General features: G+C 45.0%; 15 protein-coding genes. 4 read left to right on the plus strand and 11 right to left on the minus strand.

The genetic code is table 11. From position 1 onward, the window contains the following. Positions 1-4: 4 nt before the first annotated feature. The 5 genes from yfkAB to moaA form a co-directional block, all read right to left on the minus strand. Complete coding sequence (yfkAB, locus tag MHH56_RS23380; protein ID WP_339204076.1) at positions 5-1,144, minus strand: radical SAM/CxCxxxxC motif protein YfkAB; 1,140 nt, start codon at positions 1,142-1,144, stop codon at positions 5-7. Between the two features lie 136 nt (positions 1,145-1,280). Then, on the minus strand, positions 1,281-2,399 hold the full coding sequence (locus tag MHH56_RS23385; protein WP_339204077.1) for an HD-GYP domain-containing protein: 1,119 nt from the start codon (positions 2,397-2,399) through the stop codon (positions 1,281-1,283). Between the two features lie 147 nt (positions 2,400-2,546). Continuing rightward, a complete protein-coding gene (locus MHH56_RS23390; RefSeq protein ID WP_339204078.1) occupies positions 2,547-3,995 on the minus strand; it encodes a bifunctional UDP-sugar hydrolase/5'-nucleotidase in 1,449 nt (482 codons plus the stop codon). A gap of 42 nt (positions 3,996-4,037) precedes the next feature. Further along, positions 4,038-4,532, minus strand: a complete 495-nt coding sequence (locus MHH56_RS23395; RefSeq protein ID WP_339204079.1) for a hypothetical protein — start codon at positions 4,530-4,532, stop codon at positions 4,038-4,040. Further along, a complete protein-coding gene (gene moaA, locus MHH56_RS23400; protein WP_339204080.1) occupies positions 4,522-5,523 on the minus strand; it encodes a GTP 3',8-cyclase MoaA in 1,002 nt (333 codons plus the stop codon). Before moaA ends, MHH56_RS23395 begins: the two co-directional genes overlap by 11 nt. Before the next feature lie 102 nt (positions 5,524-5,625). Between moaA and MHH56_RS23405 the strand changes: the two genes are divergently transcribed. From MHH56_RS23405 to MHH56_RS23420, 4 genes are all read left to right on the plus strand, one after another. After that, the gene (locus MHH56_RS23405) at positions 5,626-6,360 is read left to right on the plus strand and encodes a molybdenum cofactor biosynthesis protein MoaE (RefSeq protein ID WP_339204081.1); all 735 of its coding nucleotides are present in this window, start codon (positions 5,626-5,628) and stop codon (positions 6,358-6,360) included. Between the two features lie 58 nt (positions 6,361-6,418). Further along, the gene (locus tag MHH56_RS23410) at positions 6,419-7,495 is read left to right on the plus strand and encodes a ThiF family adenylyltransferase (protein ID WP_339204083.1); all 1,077 of its coding nucleotides are present in this window, start codon (positions 6,419-6,421) and stop codon (positions 7,493-7,495) included. 92 nt (positions 7,496-7,587) lie between these two features. Beyond that, positions 7,588-8,643, plus strand: coding sequence for an HD-GYP domain-containing protein (locus MHH56_RS23415; protein ID WP_339204084.1), 1,056 nt, complete (start codon positions 7,588-7,590; stop codon positions 8,641-8,643). A gap of 161 nt (positions 8,644-8,804) precedes the next feature. After that, complete coding sequence (locus MHH56_RS23420) at positions 8,805-9,707, plus strand: hypothetical protein (protein WP_339204086.1); 903 nt, start codon at positions 8,805-8,807, stop codon at positions 9,705-9,707. 107 nt (positions 9,708-9,814) lie between these two features. Here MHH56_RS23420 and sufB read toward each other — a convergent pair whose 3' ends face one another. The 6 genes from sufB to MHH56_RS23450 all read right to left on the minus strand — a co-directional run bounded on the left by sufB (position 9,815) and on the right by MHH56_RS23450 (position 15,851). Then, the gene (gene sufB / locus MHH56_RS23425) at positions 9,815-11,212 is read right to left on the minus strand and encodes a Fe-S cluster assembly protein SufB (RefSeq protein WP_076270269.1); all 1,398 of its coding nucleotides are present in this window, start codon (positions 11,210-11,212) and stop codon (positions 9,815-9,817) included. Between the two features lie 28 nt (positions 11,213-11,240). Continuing rightward, the gene (sufU, locus tag MHH56_RS23430; RefSeq protein WP_076270270.1) at positions 11,241-11,669 is read right to left on the minus strand and encodes a Fe-S cluster assembly sulfur transfer protein SufU; all 429 of its coding nucleotides are present in this window, start codon (positions 11,667-11,669) and stop codon (positions 11,241-11,243) included. Continuing rightward, positions 11,656-12,882: a cysteine desulfurase gene (locus MHH56_RS23435; RefSeq protein WP_076270271.1), complete on the minus strand. Its 1,227-nt coding sequence runs from the start codon at positions 12,880-12,882 to the stop codon at positions 11,656-11,658. Before MHH56_RS23435 ends, sufU begins: the two co-directional genes overlap by 14 nt. Further along, positions 12,879-14,186, minus strand: coding sequence for a Fe-S cluster assembly protein SufD (sufD, locus tag MHH56_RS23440; protein WP_339204088.1), 1,308 nt, complete (start codon positions 14,184-14,186; stop codon positions 12,879-12,881). Before sufD ends, MHH56_RS23435 begins: the two co-directional genes overlap by 4 nt. Before the next feature lie 21 nt (positions 14,187-14,207). Further along, complete coding sequence (gene sufC / locus MHH56_RS23445; protein WP_076270273.1) at positions 14,208-14,987, minus strand: Fe-S cluster assembly ATPase SufC; 780 nt, start codon at positions 14,985-14,987, stop codon at positions 14,208-14,210. A gap of 282 nt (positions 14,988-15,269) precedes the next feature. After that, complete coding sequence (locus MHH56_RS23450; RefSeq protein ID WP_339204089.1) at positions 15,270-15,851, minus strand: DUF1802 family protein; 582 nt, start codon at positions 15,849-15,851, stop codon at positions 15,270-15,272. Positions 15,852-15,972: the final 121 nt, after the last annotated feature.

Here is a 15,972-nt window from a genome sequence, read left to right on the forward strand (position 1 = left end):
CATACTAATCCAGCACTGCGCTGCGCTCATGGAAATTAACATCTTTATAGTACATATCCTTAACAAGGAGGTTAGGTCCGCAGCATGAAGCGACCGGGCAGTGACAATTCACACTTTGCGCAAGGGAATGGTCCAGCCATTTATCAAATAAATCCTCCAATTTGGACGAACCGATGTTGCCAAAAGCGGGCACATCAGAAAAGTCGGTTACAAATACATCGCCTGTAAACAAATTTACGTTCAGCCGATTGCGGCCGTCAGGATCGTTGCGTACCGTTACATTTGGCTCATTCGCTAATCTTCGCAGCAGTTCACGTTCTGATTTGCTGTCACTGCATGGATAAAAGGGAAGTGTGCCGAACAGCATCCAAATGGATTGATCTCGCGCTTTCAGCAAGCGTTCAATAGCTTCCAGCATTTGCTCGCGTGAGAGAACCGGTAAATCCTTCGCAAAGGAGCTAGGATACATCGGATGCACCTCATGCCTCTGACATCCCATATCCACAATCAGCTGATGAATCTCATCAATTTTGTTATACGTTTTGTAATTGATCATAGACTCCGCAGAAACGAGTACACCTGTCTCGCTAAGGCGACGCGTGTTTTCGATCATTCGTTCATAAAGCTTGGTCGCGGCTTCGAGCGATACATGATGATTGGCTTTCGCAAAACCAATTTGATGAAAATCTTCCGGAGACGTGTAGTTAAACGAAATGTGCATGACATCTAGATAAGGAGCTAGCTGCTCATAACGGCTGTAAGGCAGCGTCACGTTCGAATTGATTTGGGAGCGAATGCCGCGGCTGCGGGCGTATTGAAGCAACGGCACCATGTAATCACGAACCGTTCGGTCGGAGAAGGATGGCTCCCCGCCTGTAATGCTTATCGTTTCGAGATGCTCCACTTCATCCAGTCGGTCCAGCATCTGCTTAAGCGGCAGCTTGGCGGGTTCTGTCATTACAAGTGTATCTCCAACAGCACAATGCTCGCATCGCATATTGCATAAGTTGGAAACGGTCATTTCGACGCTTGTTAAGCGATGTCTTCCATATTGCTGCAACGAACGAATGGGATCCCACGGATCATTCGTTGGCGAAAGTGTGGATAACGGTGTTCTTGATTGTTGAAATTGTATTGTGTTCATTTTTCTTCAGCACCTGACTTATTTTCTGGAATGAATCATTCTTTAGTTATTGTAATGCGCGACTGCAAAGGAAGCAAATAAAACGGCAAAAAAAGAAGCAAAAAGGAGCCCTAAGCGGCTCCCAATCTGTCTTTCGTTAAATGCCTGAGGCAAACTGCACTTCGCTCGCGTCATCGTTCACGCTGACGATCATCATCGTGAGCTGCTTCGACAAATCGATCTCGTAAGGCGATTTCAGTTCCTCGCCCGCTTCATTATATAGAATACGAATAATAGGTCGATGCGGGTAAGAATGATTAAGATCTGCTACGATACCCGACTCTCCTGTTTGCAGCTTAACTGTTATTCCAATCGGGTAAATAGCAACCTTATCGCGGAACAGCTGCAGCATTCGCTGCTCGTATAACGTTCCCGTACCGGCATAAAGCCGCTCAATCGCGTGATGTGGAAGCATTGGAGCACTGTAGACGCGATTTGTTGTCATGGCGTCATACGAATCGACCAACCCGATCCACTTTGCATAATCATGAATTTCATTGCCTTTGATTCCGCGCGGATAACCGCTTCCGTCAATTCGCTCATGATGCTGGAATGCACAGTGGGCAACAAGCAGCGGCAGGTTAGGCTCATCCTTAAGCAGCTCGTAACCGATTCTCGCATGCTGCTTCATCGCTTCGAACTCTTCTTTGGAGAGGGAGCCTGGTTTTCTTAACACATCGATCGCAATCTGCGTCTTGCCGATATCGTGAAGAAGAGCGCCCATGCCAAGCGTCGTAAGCTCATCCTTGGAATAGCCGTTCGACATACCGAGCAGGGTCGTATAAACGCAGACGTTTAAAGAATGCTGGAACAAATAATGATCAACAGAGCTCATGTCCATTAACATGATCATGGCATCCTGATGACCGGAGAGGTCATCGATAATCATATTCATCATATTTTTAAATGGCTGTGCAATATAGGGGTAGGTTACGCCTTTTTTGCGTTTAGGACGATCCATCATTTCGCGGAAATTCGTTCGAATTTCCTTCAGCGCGATTTGCATCGTTTCCTCTCTAATTAAAGAAGGCAGCACAATATCATCCGTCTTCGGATCTGTTATATAAACATATTGAATTCCGCATTGATCCAAGCGGGATATAAGTCTCTCTGTCAGTTCCATATTTTCGCCAAGAAGAACGATACCCTCTTGAGAAAATATTTTTTTGGCCAGCTTCATACCCGGCCTGCATTTCGCTATTGGCAACAACCGCATTTTCTCGATCCTTCCCCATTAAAAGTCGGCTAACTATTACATCGGAAAAAATCGTTCGTAATGTTAATGTACGGGATATACGGGAAAATCGCAACCATTTTATACTATTTTTTCGACATGAATTGTCGATATTTTTCATCTTCTTTGTCAAATCGAGGTATTTTCCCATCTTAGCTGACAACATTCCGCCAATTCAGACGAATTTTGCAGCTGCGCTTCAATTACGTCTCGAATGAATTCGGGCAAGTAATAGTTCACTTGCACCGCGTTGGCGAGCGACTCGTAACCCGCCTTGAAACTGAACATATCGATCGTTCCCAGCTTATACAGTCGTTCATCATCCAGCGTTTCTCCATTAACTATTACCTGTATGAGTCTATCCATCGGCATTCTGTTCGAATCGTAGGTAACGGACAAGCCATCTATGGCAAGCGTTCCAAGCACTTCACCGCGAAAGCCGTATCCCTTGATCGGCTTATGGATAAATTCGGGCAGCAGCGCTTGCTCCAGCGCTGTCCTTATATCCGTGCCTGCGATGAGCATGAGGCACGGATTAATCGGCGACGGACAGAGGGCGTGCAATTCGCCCGCTGTCACGTCCCCTTGCGCGAGGCCGCCGAGCAGCTGTCCAGCGTTGACGATGCCGATCTCGGCATCGGTCCAGCGGCGCAAGCCAGCGGCCAGCAGGTTGCCGAGCGGTGATTCCCGCTCGGCTCTGGCGGGCAGCGGCGCAGAAAGCCGGGCGATAACCCGGCTTAGGCGCTGCTGTCCCGCCTTTAGGTAGCTGCCGATGATGGCGGCTGCTTCGGGATGCTCTTCCATTGCGGCCGTAGGAACGCAGGTTGCGCGGAACATTGGGCGCGAGGAAACGTCATCCATTCCGATTTCTACTCGCCCGATATACTCGCCGAATTTCCCGGCTGCACAAATCGTCGTATTACCGATAACAATTGGCTCTTCTAATAAATGATGGGTATGTGCTCCCAAAATAAGATCGATGCCCTCAAGCTTCTCCGCCATTTGCTTATCGAAGGTAATCCCAATATGGGACATCACTACCAGCACATCTACCTTATCTCTCAGCTTTGCCGCCTGTTCTTGCACCGCCGCGAATGGATCAGATACTTGCCAGCCTAGCAAGAAATAAAAGTCAGAAAAGGCCGCTGTGACGCCTATGATACCGATTCGAAGTTCATTTTTATCAATGATAGTGCTTGGCAGCAGCCAATCAGGCTGCTCACCTGTAGCGGCCTCGTGCATATTGGCACAAACGACAGCAAACTGAGCGCGATCGGTATACGCCTCCGAAATTGTCTGAGAAGAATAAGTAAGTCCTTCATTATTGCCAAGTGTTATTACTTCATAACCAGCTTGATTTAAAAGCTCTACATTAACAATCCCATCGCTGCCTTCAGTCTCCACTCGCATGCGATCCATATGGTCTCCGCAGTCTACCGCAAGCACTCGCTCATTGCCCCAGCTTCGTCTTTCCTCTGTGATAAATGAAGCGATCTTGGCGGCATGCTCCAGACGACTATGTATATCATTGCTATGAAGAAGCACTACCCTTGTACGAAAACTGTCCGTCAAATTCATGCACGCCTCCTTAATGCCTGTACTCATCGACACAAAACCAGTCTACTTGTTATTACGCAAATCATTCATCGAAAATGTATGCTTAAAACCATATGCTGCTTCAACCTGCGTATTTGGCTCATCGTGTCCAATTTTGAGTTTAACGATGCTTTTCACATTTAAGCATTTGCTGCTGCCGTTGGGCACATAAAGGCGGATAGGGCCTGCCTTCTGCAAAGGCAAGCCATTAATCCGGTAAAGCACAGCCGCCTGCTCAAGCTGCTCCCATGGAATAGTAGCCTCGAAAGAATCCGCCGCTTCTACAATTAAATAAGATGGCGTCTTGGACGCTGCAGCATTCTCAGAATTATTGTCCCTCATCCATGCAGCGTACCATTGATATAAGTCAAATGCTTCACCTTCAGCATCAGGCACTCTGCCTGCAATAAGGAAGCTTGCGCCCGAAAGTTTTGCCATCTCCTCTGGGGTCGTAACGGACATTCCTATCTCAAAATGTTCAATCTTGATCTCATGCATCAGCTGCTCATCAGCCTCCAATCTGCGACATCCGCCGTTCGGTAGGAATATGCGTTTGTGCGCTGTCAGCCAGCTTAGCCGCCATTTCATGATTTTCCGGCTTAATGTCCATCGATTTCAGCAGCAATTGCTGCATTTCCTCTGGATGCCCGAATGCTTCTCTTACATTCAGCTCATCTACCCAATATAAGCAAGGCTTAATGGACCCATCCGCTGTTAAGCGCAGCCGATTGCAATTGCTGCAGAAGTGATCGCTGATAGGATGAATAAGCCCGAAGGAGCCGCGGCCGCCCTTCATTTGCCAATCCTCTGAAGGACCGTTTCCATGCACGTTTGGTCCGCGGCTAATCGTATAGCCCTCTTGCTCTGCTACTTCCAGTACACGCGAAAGCGGCAAATAATGCTTTTTCCAATTTTCATCCGCATGGCCGATTGGCATATATTCAATAAATCTAACATGCATCGGCTGCTCGTAGGCGAGTTTTAAAAATGCGGCAATTTCATCCTCATTTACTTCTTTAAGAAGCACGCAATTCAGCTTAATAGGGTCGAAGCCTACTGCTGCTGCCGCTTCGATTCCTTCCATCACACGTTTTAATTCCCCGCTTCTTGCAATAAAGCGAAATCTTGTGGAGTCCAGCGTATCTAAACTAATATTGACACGATTCAAGCCTGCTGCTCGAAGCGCTTCCGCTTGTTTGGCTAGAAAAACACCATTCGTCGTTAATGCTATATCTTTAATGCCAGCTATGGCAGATAATCTTTTAATTAAACCATCGAGACCCGGCCTTATAAGCGGCTCGCCTCCGGTAATGCGCAGCTTCGTAATGCCAAGCGCCGCACCCGCTTCAACTACCTCGACAATTTGATCATAGGAAAGTAAATTTTCTGATTCTGTGAATTCCATTCCTTCCTCTGGCATGCAATACAAGCATCGCAAATTACAACGATCCGTTACTGAAATACGTAAGTAATCGTGTACCCGTCCAAAACGATCCGTCAATGTCGGCATGACCTTCACTCCCTTTCTGTACGAGTATAAGCATAACATTTTTTCTTGAATTATGATATTCTATAAACAGCTTCAAGCCTATACGATGAGAGGTTTTATACCATGAAATACGACTGGATTATTAAATTATTTGCAGGGCTTCCCGAACGAATTGGGGTCCCTTCCATACAGCTGCAATCTGATTTGGAGAAAATGAGCGTATCCGATCTGAAGGCCGCCATTTCTGATGAATACCCAGATCATCAAGCATTAATACAGATAGCTTTTATCGCATGCAACCACGTTTACGCCGCCGAGGATACGATCATACACGCCTCTGACGAGCTAGCCCTGCTTCCGCCAGTATCCGGAGGAGAAGAGAAACAAGAGCTTGCCAAGGAGCCTATAGAGCGCTATATCGTAACAAACGATGTCATTAGCTCCGATGCTGTGCTTGCAAAAGTTATCGTACCGGAAAATGGTGCCTCTATTGCATTTGTAGGAACAACGCGTGAATGGACACATGGTCAGCGTACGGTACGGCTTGAATATGAAGCGTATGCACCGATGGCCGTTGCAACGATGCAGCAAATCGGCAATGAAATTGCCGAGCGCTGGCATGGTGCCTTATGTGCCATCAGCCATAGAATTGGCGTAGTTGGCCTCGCTGAGACAAGCGTCGTTATCGCTGTGTCATCCCCCCACCGTGACAGCTGCTACGAGGCGAGCCGCTATGCCATTGAACGTCTTAAACAAATCGTTCCTATATGGAAGAAAGAAATTTGGGAAGACGGATCAGAATGGAAAGGGCATCAGCTTGGTCCGTGGAATCCTACTGAACAATTAAAGGACTTTTAAATTTACAACTAGGCGAGTCGAATATGGCTTCACGATGCTTTTAAGGAGATTAGCAAAAATGAACAATCCAATCACACAAAATAACGCTGCGCTTGAAATATCGGGCGTGGGATCAGCTCGTTATGCGAGACAAGTCCGCTTCTCTCCCATTGGAGGGAAAGGACAACAGCTGCTTGCCGGCAGTCGCGCAGCGGTCGTTGGCATGGGTGCGCTTGGTTCTGTCATCGCCCAGCATCTGGTCAGATCCGGCGTTGGATATGTGCGTATTATAGACCGGGACATTATTGAATGGAGTAATTTACAGCGGCAAATGCTGTATACCGAAGAAGATGTATTATCGCTGCTTCCCAAAGCAGAGGCCGCTGCTGCACATTTGCGAGCCATGAACAGCTCTGTCTTCATTGATCCGATAGTTGCTGATTTAACGGCAATGAATGCGGAGGAATTACTCACTGATGTTGATCTTATTGTTGATGGCAGTGATAACTTCTCTGTTCGATATTTAATTAATGATTATAGCGTGAAGTACAGCATTCCTTGGATTTATGGCGGAGCCGTCGGCGCATCCGGCATGACGATGACGATTATACCAGGCGAATCCCCCTGCTACCGATGCTTGTTCAATGAACCGCCTCCGCCTGGTACGACCGATACTTGTGAAACGGCAGGTGTCATCTCTCCAGTCGTTGACATTATCGGCTCTCTTCAAGCTACGGAAGCCATTAAGCTGCTCTCAGGCAACAAGAACGCACTACACGGCACCTTATTTCAAGTTGACCTATGGAATCATGCTTGGCTTCCTATTTCTGTGGCCAAATCGAAGCGAAGCCATTGCGACTGCTGCGGAAATAGGCAGTTCGCATTTTTGGAAGATCCAATGTCGGGATCAGCTGCTGCTCTATGCGGTCGCCATTCTGTGCAAATTACACCGAGTCAAGATGCTCTACTGAACTTGGAAGAGTTAGCTGAACGTTTAAAGCCGGTTGGCACAATAACACGCAATCGTTTTTTACTGCGAATTGAACTAGAGGCTGATTTGACCTTAGTCCTGTTCCAGGATGGCCGAGCCATCGTCCAAGGAACAGATCAATTATCAAAAGCAAGGTCGCTTTATGCTGAATTATTAGGTAATTAGTCGCTATTATAATACCCTCATATTGCCAATCCGATCAATCATTGCTACTATTGTAGGTATATCTTTTCTACTACTACCAATGAGGTGTCTCGATGAGAGTTCATGTTACAGAATTAATAAATGGAGACCGTTTAAGCAATGACACTTTCAACAATTACGGACTTCATGTACTCTCCAAAGGAACAGTACTCAATAACCAAGATATATCAAGATTATTTCAACATCAAATGGACTATATTGATATAGATGAAAGAGTAAGCGAAGAAACGGAAGGTCGTACACTTGAATCTACAATAAATCCCAAGTGGCTTCCTACCGTTCAGCCCCTTTACGAAAACGCTGTCAAAAGCTTTGAGGGATTATTCACGAAAGCGAATCAGCAAGGAAAAGTGGATGTCGAGGAAGTAACGTCCATCTTCCAGCCTCTGCTGAGCAACCTCCAAATGGAACGTGATGTTGTATCTATGCTTCTATTGCTTAATTCTAAAGATGATTATACGTATCAGCATTCCGTGCAGGTCGGCATGTTATCCTATTATCTCGCTACTTGGGTCGGATACTCCAATGAAGAAGCTGTTCGAATCGGCAATGCCGGCTTCCTCCATGATATCGGAAAATGCCGAATTGAAGAGAGCATTTTAAATAAGCCTGGGAAGCTGACTGATGAAGAGTACGAAGAAGTGAAGAGACACACCTTATACGGACATGAAATTATTTTAGACTCTCTGGATGAACCATTTGTAGCCATTGGAGCACTTCAACATCATGAGCGAAATGATGGCACTGGATATCCTCAAGGTCTGAAGGGTAATGAGATTCATCCCGTATCCAAAATCATTGCTGTAGTCGATATTTACAGTGCGATGATTTCCCAGCGCGTGTATCAACAGAAGCGTGATTTGCTTTTTGTACTAAAGGAACTTTATCAGCTGAGCTTCAAAGAGCTTGATCCCTATACAACCCACACCTTTATTAAACATATGATGCCTAACTTCATAGGAAAAAGAATCGAGCTTGTAGGTGGAGAAAGTGGAATTATTGTCATGACTCACCCTACCGAGTTTTTCCGCCCGCTTATTCAAATTGGTGAAGAATTCATCGATATGGCCATTGAGCGTGAGTATGAAATCCAGCAGGTTTATATTTAAATGTTTCATAAACAACCCGAATTGCAGATCATATCTGCGATTGCGGGTTTTTTTTATGCTGCCGCTTATTCTTATCAACCACGTTCGCAACTTATACAATGATTTTATCGTTGTTATTTTAAATGATACCAAATATGCAATTTAAGACTAGAGGTGATAGAGTGAGAAGCATTTTAGCAATAATCATTACCGCTTTAATGATGACCGGATGCAAATCCGAAGCAATTAGCAATACACCAATTGTTGTTCAACCAAGCGAGCTAGCAAGTAATGAGCCGAGCCAACAGCCAAATCGTATCAGCGAAAAAGTTGTCATTTATAACCTCAAAAATGCTGATGGCAGCAAGGCAGCTATTGAAACCATCTATCAGACCATAACGGAAGCCGACCTTGTAGAAGTATTTAAAAAAGCTTTTGAAGAAGCTGAACCATTAAAAGGTATCGTGAAAATGGCAGCTCCAACTTATAAAGTAATAATCGGCAGCTCGGAATATTATCTTTTGATCGGTGATGATAATACAGATTCAATTGTTAATTTAGATGACTCGCATACGATGTTCAGACTATCTCCTTCTGACACGATTAAGATTCGAGAAATACTATCTTGGTCAGAGCCAGAGAAAGTGGTCGAAGGACTTGTAATGGACAAAAAAGTAATCAATCAAAATGATTCTTATCGTGTTTTAATCGCAACAAATTGGACTAAACAAGAGAAAAATACGATGGATGAATGGATCGAGAAAGCAGAACAAAAGCACGAGCTAGCGTGGTATGAAATAGACAAAGATGTTTATTTGAAGCTAATTATTAGTCAGCCTATTGCAGTAAGAGCAGGCAATATGCAGCTGGACTCGTTGCCACCGATTCGATTTGCAATTACCGTTCAAATTATTGAGCCAGAAGTTGTGGCATCTTCCCTTTATTTAAATCTAATCGAAGAAGAATTATACAATCAGCAGCTGCTTTTGACTCCGATCCGTCCAGATAAGGAATGGATTTTGGATGGTATTAAGGCAACATGGAAGAACCCCCTAAGCTTGGCAGCTACTTCGAGAAAGCAGTAAAGCTCCTAAAAGAAAAATAGACGATGAAAATGCACATTGAAAAGGGGCTGCCCTAAAGTAGAAAATTCTACTTTGGGACAGCCCCCTTTTTCCTGTTGAGTTTATCGTTAACCGATGGAACCTTCCATCTCGAACTTGATCAAACGGTTCATCTCTACCGCATATTCCATCGGCAGTTCTTTCGTGAACGGCTCGATGAAACCCATTACGATCATTTGCGTTGCTTCCGCTTCGCTTAGACCACGGCTCATGAGGTAGAACAATTGATCCTCAGAAACCTTCGACACTGTTGCTTCATGCTCAAGTGTGATGTTATCGTTCAAAATCTCGTTATAAGGAATCGTATCTGATGTTGATTCGTTATCGAGAATAAGCGTATCACATTTAATATTAGCTTTCGCGCCGTCGGAGTTGCGTCCGAAGGATGCAAGACCACGGTATGTTACTTTACCGCCGTGTTTACTAATTGATTTGGAAATAATTGTCGAGCTCGTGTCTGGTGCAAGGTGAGTCATTTTGGCCCCTGCATCCTGATGCTGGCCTTTGCCGGCAACGGCAATGGACAATACCATACCTTTTGCGCCGCGACCGCGAAGGACAACAGCTGGGTACTTCATCGTCAGCTTGGAGCCGATGTTGCCATCTACCCATTCCATCGTTGCATTCTCATCAGCTACCGCACGTTTTGTAACAAGGTTGTAGATATTCGGTGCCCAGTTTTGGATCGTTGTGTAACGAACGCGTGCATTTTTCTTAACCAAGATTTCAACTACCGCACTGTGCAAAGAGTTTGTGCTGTAGACTGGAGCTGTACAGCCTTCAACATAGTGAACGGAGCTGTCTTCATCGGCAATAATAAGCGTACGCTCAAATTGACCCATGTTCTCGGAGTTAATACGGAAGTATGCCTGCAAAGGCACTTCGCATTTTACGCCTTTTGGTACGTAGATAAAGCTTCCGCCTGACCATACCGCACTGTTCAAAGCAGCAAATTTATTGTCATTCGGAGGAATAATCGTTCCGAAATATTCTTTCATAAGCTCAGGATACTCACGAAGAGCAGTATCTGTATCTGTGAAGATAACGCCTTGCTTCTCAAGATCCTCTTGCATGCTGTGATAAACGACCTCGGACTCATATTGAGCCGATACGCCGGCTAGAAACTTTTGCTCAGCTTCTGGAATACCCAGCTTGTCGAATGTTTCTTTAATTTCGGAAGGAACTTCCTCCCATGTTTTCCCTTGCTTGTCTGAAGCACGAACATAATATTGGATGTCGTCAAAATCAAGCTCATCCATGTTGCCGCCCCATTTAGGCATTGGCATTTTGAAAAATTGCTCAAGTGATTTCAAGCGGAAATCCAGCATCCACTCCGGCTCACCTTTAATATCCGAAATCGTACGCACGATTTCTTCCGTTAAACCTTTGCCTGATTCGAATACGGCTTTGTGCTCGTCACGGAAACCATACTTATAATCTTCCATTTCCGGCATTGATTTAGCCATGGTCATTCACGCTCCTCATAAATCTAGTTTAATGTGATTCTTGCTGCTCGATCCCTTTGCGTAAGGCGTTCCACGCTAGTGTCGCACACTTAATTCTTGCAGGAAATTTGTTTACACCAGAAAGTGCATCCAATTCTTCATATTCATCAAATTCAACCGGTTCGCCTTTCATTAGAGCTGAGAATTTCTCAGCCATGGCAAGCGCCTCATCAAATGTTTTTCCTTTTATCGCCTCTGTCATCATCGATGCAGAGCTCATGCTGATCGAACAGCCTTCACCACTGAACTTCGCATTGGCAACTTGGCCGTCTACGACCTGCAGCTGCAGCGAAATACGATCGCCACAGGTAGGGTTATTCAGGTTGATGGTAACTGATTCTTCATCCAAGGTACCGCGATTTCGAGGGTTTTTATAATGATCCATAATGACTCTGCGATATAAATCATCCAATTGCATGACCGAAGAACTCCTTTGTTTGTAGTAAGGCATCGGCTAAGCGGTCAATTTCATCTTCAGTATTATATAAATAAAAGCTTGCTCTTGCCGTTGCCGATACATTCAGCCAACGCATTAGCGGCTGGCAGCAGTGATGGCCTGCACGAATCGCAATGCCTTTGGAATCAAGCACGGTCGCAACATCATGCGGATGTACATCATCCAAGTTGAATGTGATGAGTCCTACACGATTTTGCTTCGGACCGTACAATGTGATGCCTTCCAGCGAAGATAGCTTCTCGTAAGCATATGTGGCTAAACGTCTCTCATGCTGATCAATTTCATCTAGTCCAATTTCTTGTAGGAAGTCAATTGCAGCACCGAGTCCAACCGCACCCGCAATAATGGGAGTGCCGCCTTCAAAGCGGTACGGAATCTCTTTCCACGTAGACTCATAAAGATCAACAAAATCAATCATCTCGCCGCCATACTCAATCGGCTCCATCTTGTTAAGCAGTGCCTTCTTGCCATATAATGCGCCGATGCCGGTAGGACCACACATTTTATGACCAGAAAAAGCATAAAAATCAACATCCAAATCTTGGAGATCGATCTTCATATGCGGTGTGCTCTGAGCGCCATCCACGACCATAATGGCACCGTTACGATGCGCAATTTGGGTAATTTCTTTAATCGGATTTATGAGACCGAGCACGTTTGAGACGTAAGTGATGGAAACCACCTTCGTCTGTGGAGTGATCGTTTTCTCAATGTCCTCAAGAGAAATGGTACCATCGGGCTGCATCGGGATATATTTCAACGTTGCGCCAGTGGCCTTAGCAGCCTGCTGCCACGGAATTAAATTACTGTGATGCTCCATAGGTGTGATGACAATTTCATCACCTTCACCGCATACACTGCGTGCATAGCTTGAAGCAACCAAGTTTAATGCTGTTGTAGTACCGCGTGTGAAAATAATTTGCTCCGGTGCTCCCGCATTCAGAAACTTCGCTACCTTCTCGCGCGCTCCCTCATAGGCATCAGTCGCCCTGGAACCAAGTGTATGCACACCGCGATGAACGTTCGCGTTATCCAGCTCATAGTACCGATTAACCGCATCAATGACGGAGCGCGGCTTCTGCGAAGATGCCGCGCTGTCCAGATAAACGAGCGGGTGCCCGTTTATTTCTTGATGCAATATCGGGAACTGCTCCCGAATCGCATTTATATTCATCCCTCTAGCTTCCTTTCGAGCAAACGCTGAAGCTGACCGCGTACCGCCTCGACTGGAATTTCCGATACGACTGGAGCCAAAAAGCCGTAAATAATTAGACGTTCAGCGTCTTGCTTAGATATACCGCGAGACATTAGGTAATATACCTGCTCAGGGTTTACTTGCCCCACGCTTGCTGCGTGGCCTGCTGTTACATCATCTTCATCTATAAGCAAAATCGGATTGGCATCGCCGCGCGCTTTAGGGCTCAACATGAGCACCTTCTCGGTTTGTACACCGTTCGCTTTCGTCGCACCCTTCTCGATTTTTGTAATTCCGTTAATGATCGCTGAAGCGGAATCCTTCATTACTGCACGTGTTACCATGTTGCTGTCAGAGCTTTTGCCGAAGTGAACGGCTTGCGTAGTCAAGCTGTTTTGTTGAGCATTTTTGCCTACGCTGATTACTTTTGCATCAGAAGTAGAGCCTGTGCCCTTCAACATGGATTTCGTGTCTGACAACGTATTTCCGTCATTCAAATCACCGATAATCCATTCCATTTGGCCGTCATTTTCAATGACCGAACGACGGATTGACATATCCACGCCCGTCTCAGCCATATGATGGATGGAGCTGAAACGAACATGAGCGCCTGGCTTTACGAACACTTCAACAACAGATGGATGTACGAAAGGAGCACTGCTTGCTCCCGGTTCGGATACAACACAATCCACATATGTCACTCGGCTATTATTGTCCGCTACGATCAAGATATGCGGAGCAAATGTCGCTTCAGCATTATCATTGTAGAAAATCGCTTGAAGCGGCAGCTCAACTTCAACATCTTTGGGAACGTAAACGAATACGCCGCCGTTCCAAAGTGCTGCATGAAGTGCTGTAAGCTTATCTTCATCCTTCGCTACTGCTTGGAACAAATATTTTTGAACGAGGTCGCCATGCTCTTTGCATGCCGTCTCCAAATCTGTGAAAATAACGCCTTTGCTAGCCAATTCGTTTGAAAACTGATTCCATACGATGCCGGAATTACGTTGAACAAGCAAATTTTCAGTTCCTTCTGTGATCAATTCACGAACTGCTTGTGGAAGTTCGCTAATTGCTCCAACCGTTGTCGGTTGCTCGTAGTTTCCTAGTGCTGTCAAATTCCACCGTTCAATACGAACCTTCTCCGGCTTAGGCCATCCGAGTGTTCCGGCAAGGTCTGCCGCTTCTCCGCGCAGTTCAACAAGCCAGTTCGGCTCGCCTTTACTACGTGCCAGCGCTTCAGCAGCTTGACGGTTGGCCTGCGTTGATAGTTGTGTACTCATCCGTTTTGCCCCCTTCTCTGCTTAAGCCTGACCGACCGTTTCATCTTCGATTCCAAGCTCTTCTTTTACCCAATCATAACCTTCGTTTTCCAAACGCTCAGCCAGCTCAGGACCACCCGATTTAACGATACGGCCTTGCATCATAACATGTACATAGTCTGGAGTAATATAGTTAAGCAAACGCTGATAGTGAGTAATGATAAGGAAACCGCGATCTTCCGAACGCATAGCATTTACGCCTTGTGATACGATACGAAGTGCATCTATGTCAAGACCTGAATCGATCTCATCAAGAACAACGATTTTTGGATCAAGAAGCATCATTTGCAAAATTTCGTTACGTTTTTTCTCGCCGCCTGAGAAACCTTCGTTAAGGTAACGGTGAGCGAATTCAGCATTCATTTCAAGCTCTTTCATTTTGCTTTCCATTTTGCGAATGAACTTGATCAACGAGATTTCATTGCCTTCGCCAAGACGTGCATTTAGCGCACTGCGTAGAAAGTCAGAGTTCGTTACGCCTGGAATTTCACTTGGATATTGCATTGCAAGAAACAAACCAGCAAGTGCGCGCTCGTCAACACCCATTTCAAGGATGTCAGCGCCATCTAGTACTGCCGTTCCTTCTGTTACTTCATATTTAGGATGTCCCATCAAAGCGGATGCCAGTGTAGATTTACCGGTACCGTTCGGGCCCATGATCGCGTGAATTTCTCCACCTTTAATTTCTAGGTTAATACCTTTCAAAATCTCTTTTCCGTCGATAGCCGCTTTCAGACCATCAATGACAAAATGAGTAGACATAATATGCTGATCCCTCCAAGGTTGGTTTAATTCGCTCAGTCACTTCTATAAATAATAGACTTTCTATTATAGAGTGATTCTCAATGATTCTCAATAATCATTTTAATATAGTTTTTGTTATAAATCAATGTGAGATGTCTTTGATTCATTGATAATGTCTTTTTATTGTAGATATAAAACGAAAAGCTAAAGGTTGATTTCGGCTTATATTTCTCCTATTTCACCTTTAATCGGCAATTAGATGGGTTTTCCTCGTAAGATCCTTTGATCAAAATAAATCTTTTATGCCAATGCATTTTTAATTTTTTGAACTTCAAACAGAAAGGTTTCTTCATCCAGTACAGGCAGCATCTTTGGAGATGGTATTTCATTTTCCATTCTTACCCAAGATTTGCATCCATTATAAGCAGGCCTCATCGAAATTTCCAAAGGCGTCTCCAATCGGTAAACTCGAAGCAATAAAACATGCAGCGGCTTGGTTTTTTTCCAGCGCAATCTTTCCTCTGCAAACGTATCTGTCCATATATGCAAATCGCGTAAACGATCGAGTGTTTCTTGATCCGTTACTTCAATATCTTCAACGACCTCAGCGTAAGCTTCTAGCTTAATCGTTTCCATGTCTATCGACCAATTCGCTAACGTTTCATCCAAACCGTCAACATATTGCTCCTTTAGAAGATGTTTCTTCTGGTGCTCGTAAGCAGGCATTAAATAAAAGCTAGGGCTAATAAGCTGAAAATCTCTTGTTTCTTCAATGATTCCGCCTTTACGCATAACGATAATTTGCTGCCCCTCTGCGAGCGCTTTTACACTGACAGCCCACTCTTTCAAAGCGATCGGCTGTTGTTCTTTTTTTGCAGTCACTATACTTCCTCCATCCAACTTGTCTATAATTGATAACATTATATCAAATGAGGGTATTCCAAGGCGAAATAATATACATTATACTATGTTGAGATGAATACTGGGCATTGCTGCCCAACTA

The organism is Paenibacillus sp. FSL K6-3182 (assembly GCF_037976325.1).
GTDB lineage: Bacteria > Bacillota > Bacilli > Paenibacillales > Paenibacillaceae > Pristimantibacillus.

Excerpts from the sequence above, each read along its gene's own strand:
- yfkAB (WP_339204076.1), bottom strand. The coding sequence starts at position 1,144 with ATGAACACAATACAATTTCAACAATCAAGAACACCGTTATCCACACTT.
- MHH56_RS23385 (WP_339204077.1), bottom strand. The coding sequence starts at position 2,399 with ATGCGGTTGTTGCCAATAGCGAAATGCAGGCCGGGTATGAAGCTGGCC.
- MHH56_RS23390 (WP_339204078.1), bottom strand. The coding sequence starts at position 3,995 with ATGAATTTGACGGACAGTTTTCGTACAAGGGTAGTGCTTCTTCATAGC.
- moaA (WP_339204080.1), bottom strand. The coding sequence starts at position 5,523 with ATGCCGACATTGACGGATCGTTTTGGACGGGTACACGATTACTTACGT.
- MHH56_RS23405 (WP_339204081.1), top strand. The coding sequence starts at position 5,626 with ATGAAATACGACTGGATTATTAAATTATTTGCAGGGCTTCCCGAACGA.
- MHH56_RS23410 (WP_339204083.1), top strand. The coding sequence starts at position 6,419 with ATGAACAATCCAATCACACAAAATAACGCTGCGCTTGAAATATCGGGC.
- MHH56_RS23415 (WP_339204084.1), top strand. The coding sequence starts at position 7,588 with ATGAGAGTTCATGTTACAGAATTAATAAATGGAGACCGTTTAAGCAAT.
- sufB (WP_076270269.1), bottom strand. The coding sequence starts at position 11,212 with ATGGCTAAATCAATGCCGGAAATGGAAGATTATAAGTATGGTTTCCGT.
- sufU (WP_076270270.1), bottom strand. The coding sequence starts at position 11,669 with ATGCAATTGGATGATTTATATCGCAGAGTCATTATGGATCATTATAAA.
- MHH56_RS23435 (WP_076270271.1), bottom strand. The coding sequence starts at position 12,882 with ATGAATATAAATGCGATTCGGGAGCAGTTCCCGATATTGCATCAAGAA.
- sufD (WP_339204088.1), bottom strand. The coding sequence starts at position 14,186 with ATGAGTACACAACTATCAACGCAGGCCAACCGTCAAGCTGCTGAAGCG.
- sufC (WP_076270273.1), bottom strand. The coding sequence starts at position 14,987 with ATGTCTACTCATTTTGTCATTGATGGTCTGAAAGCGGCTATCGACGGA.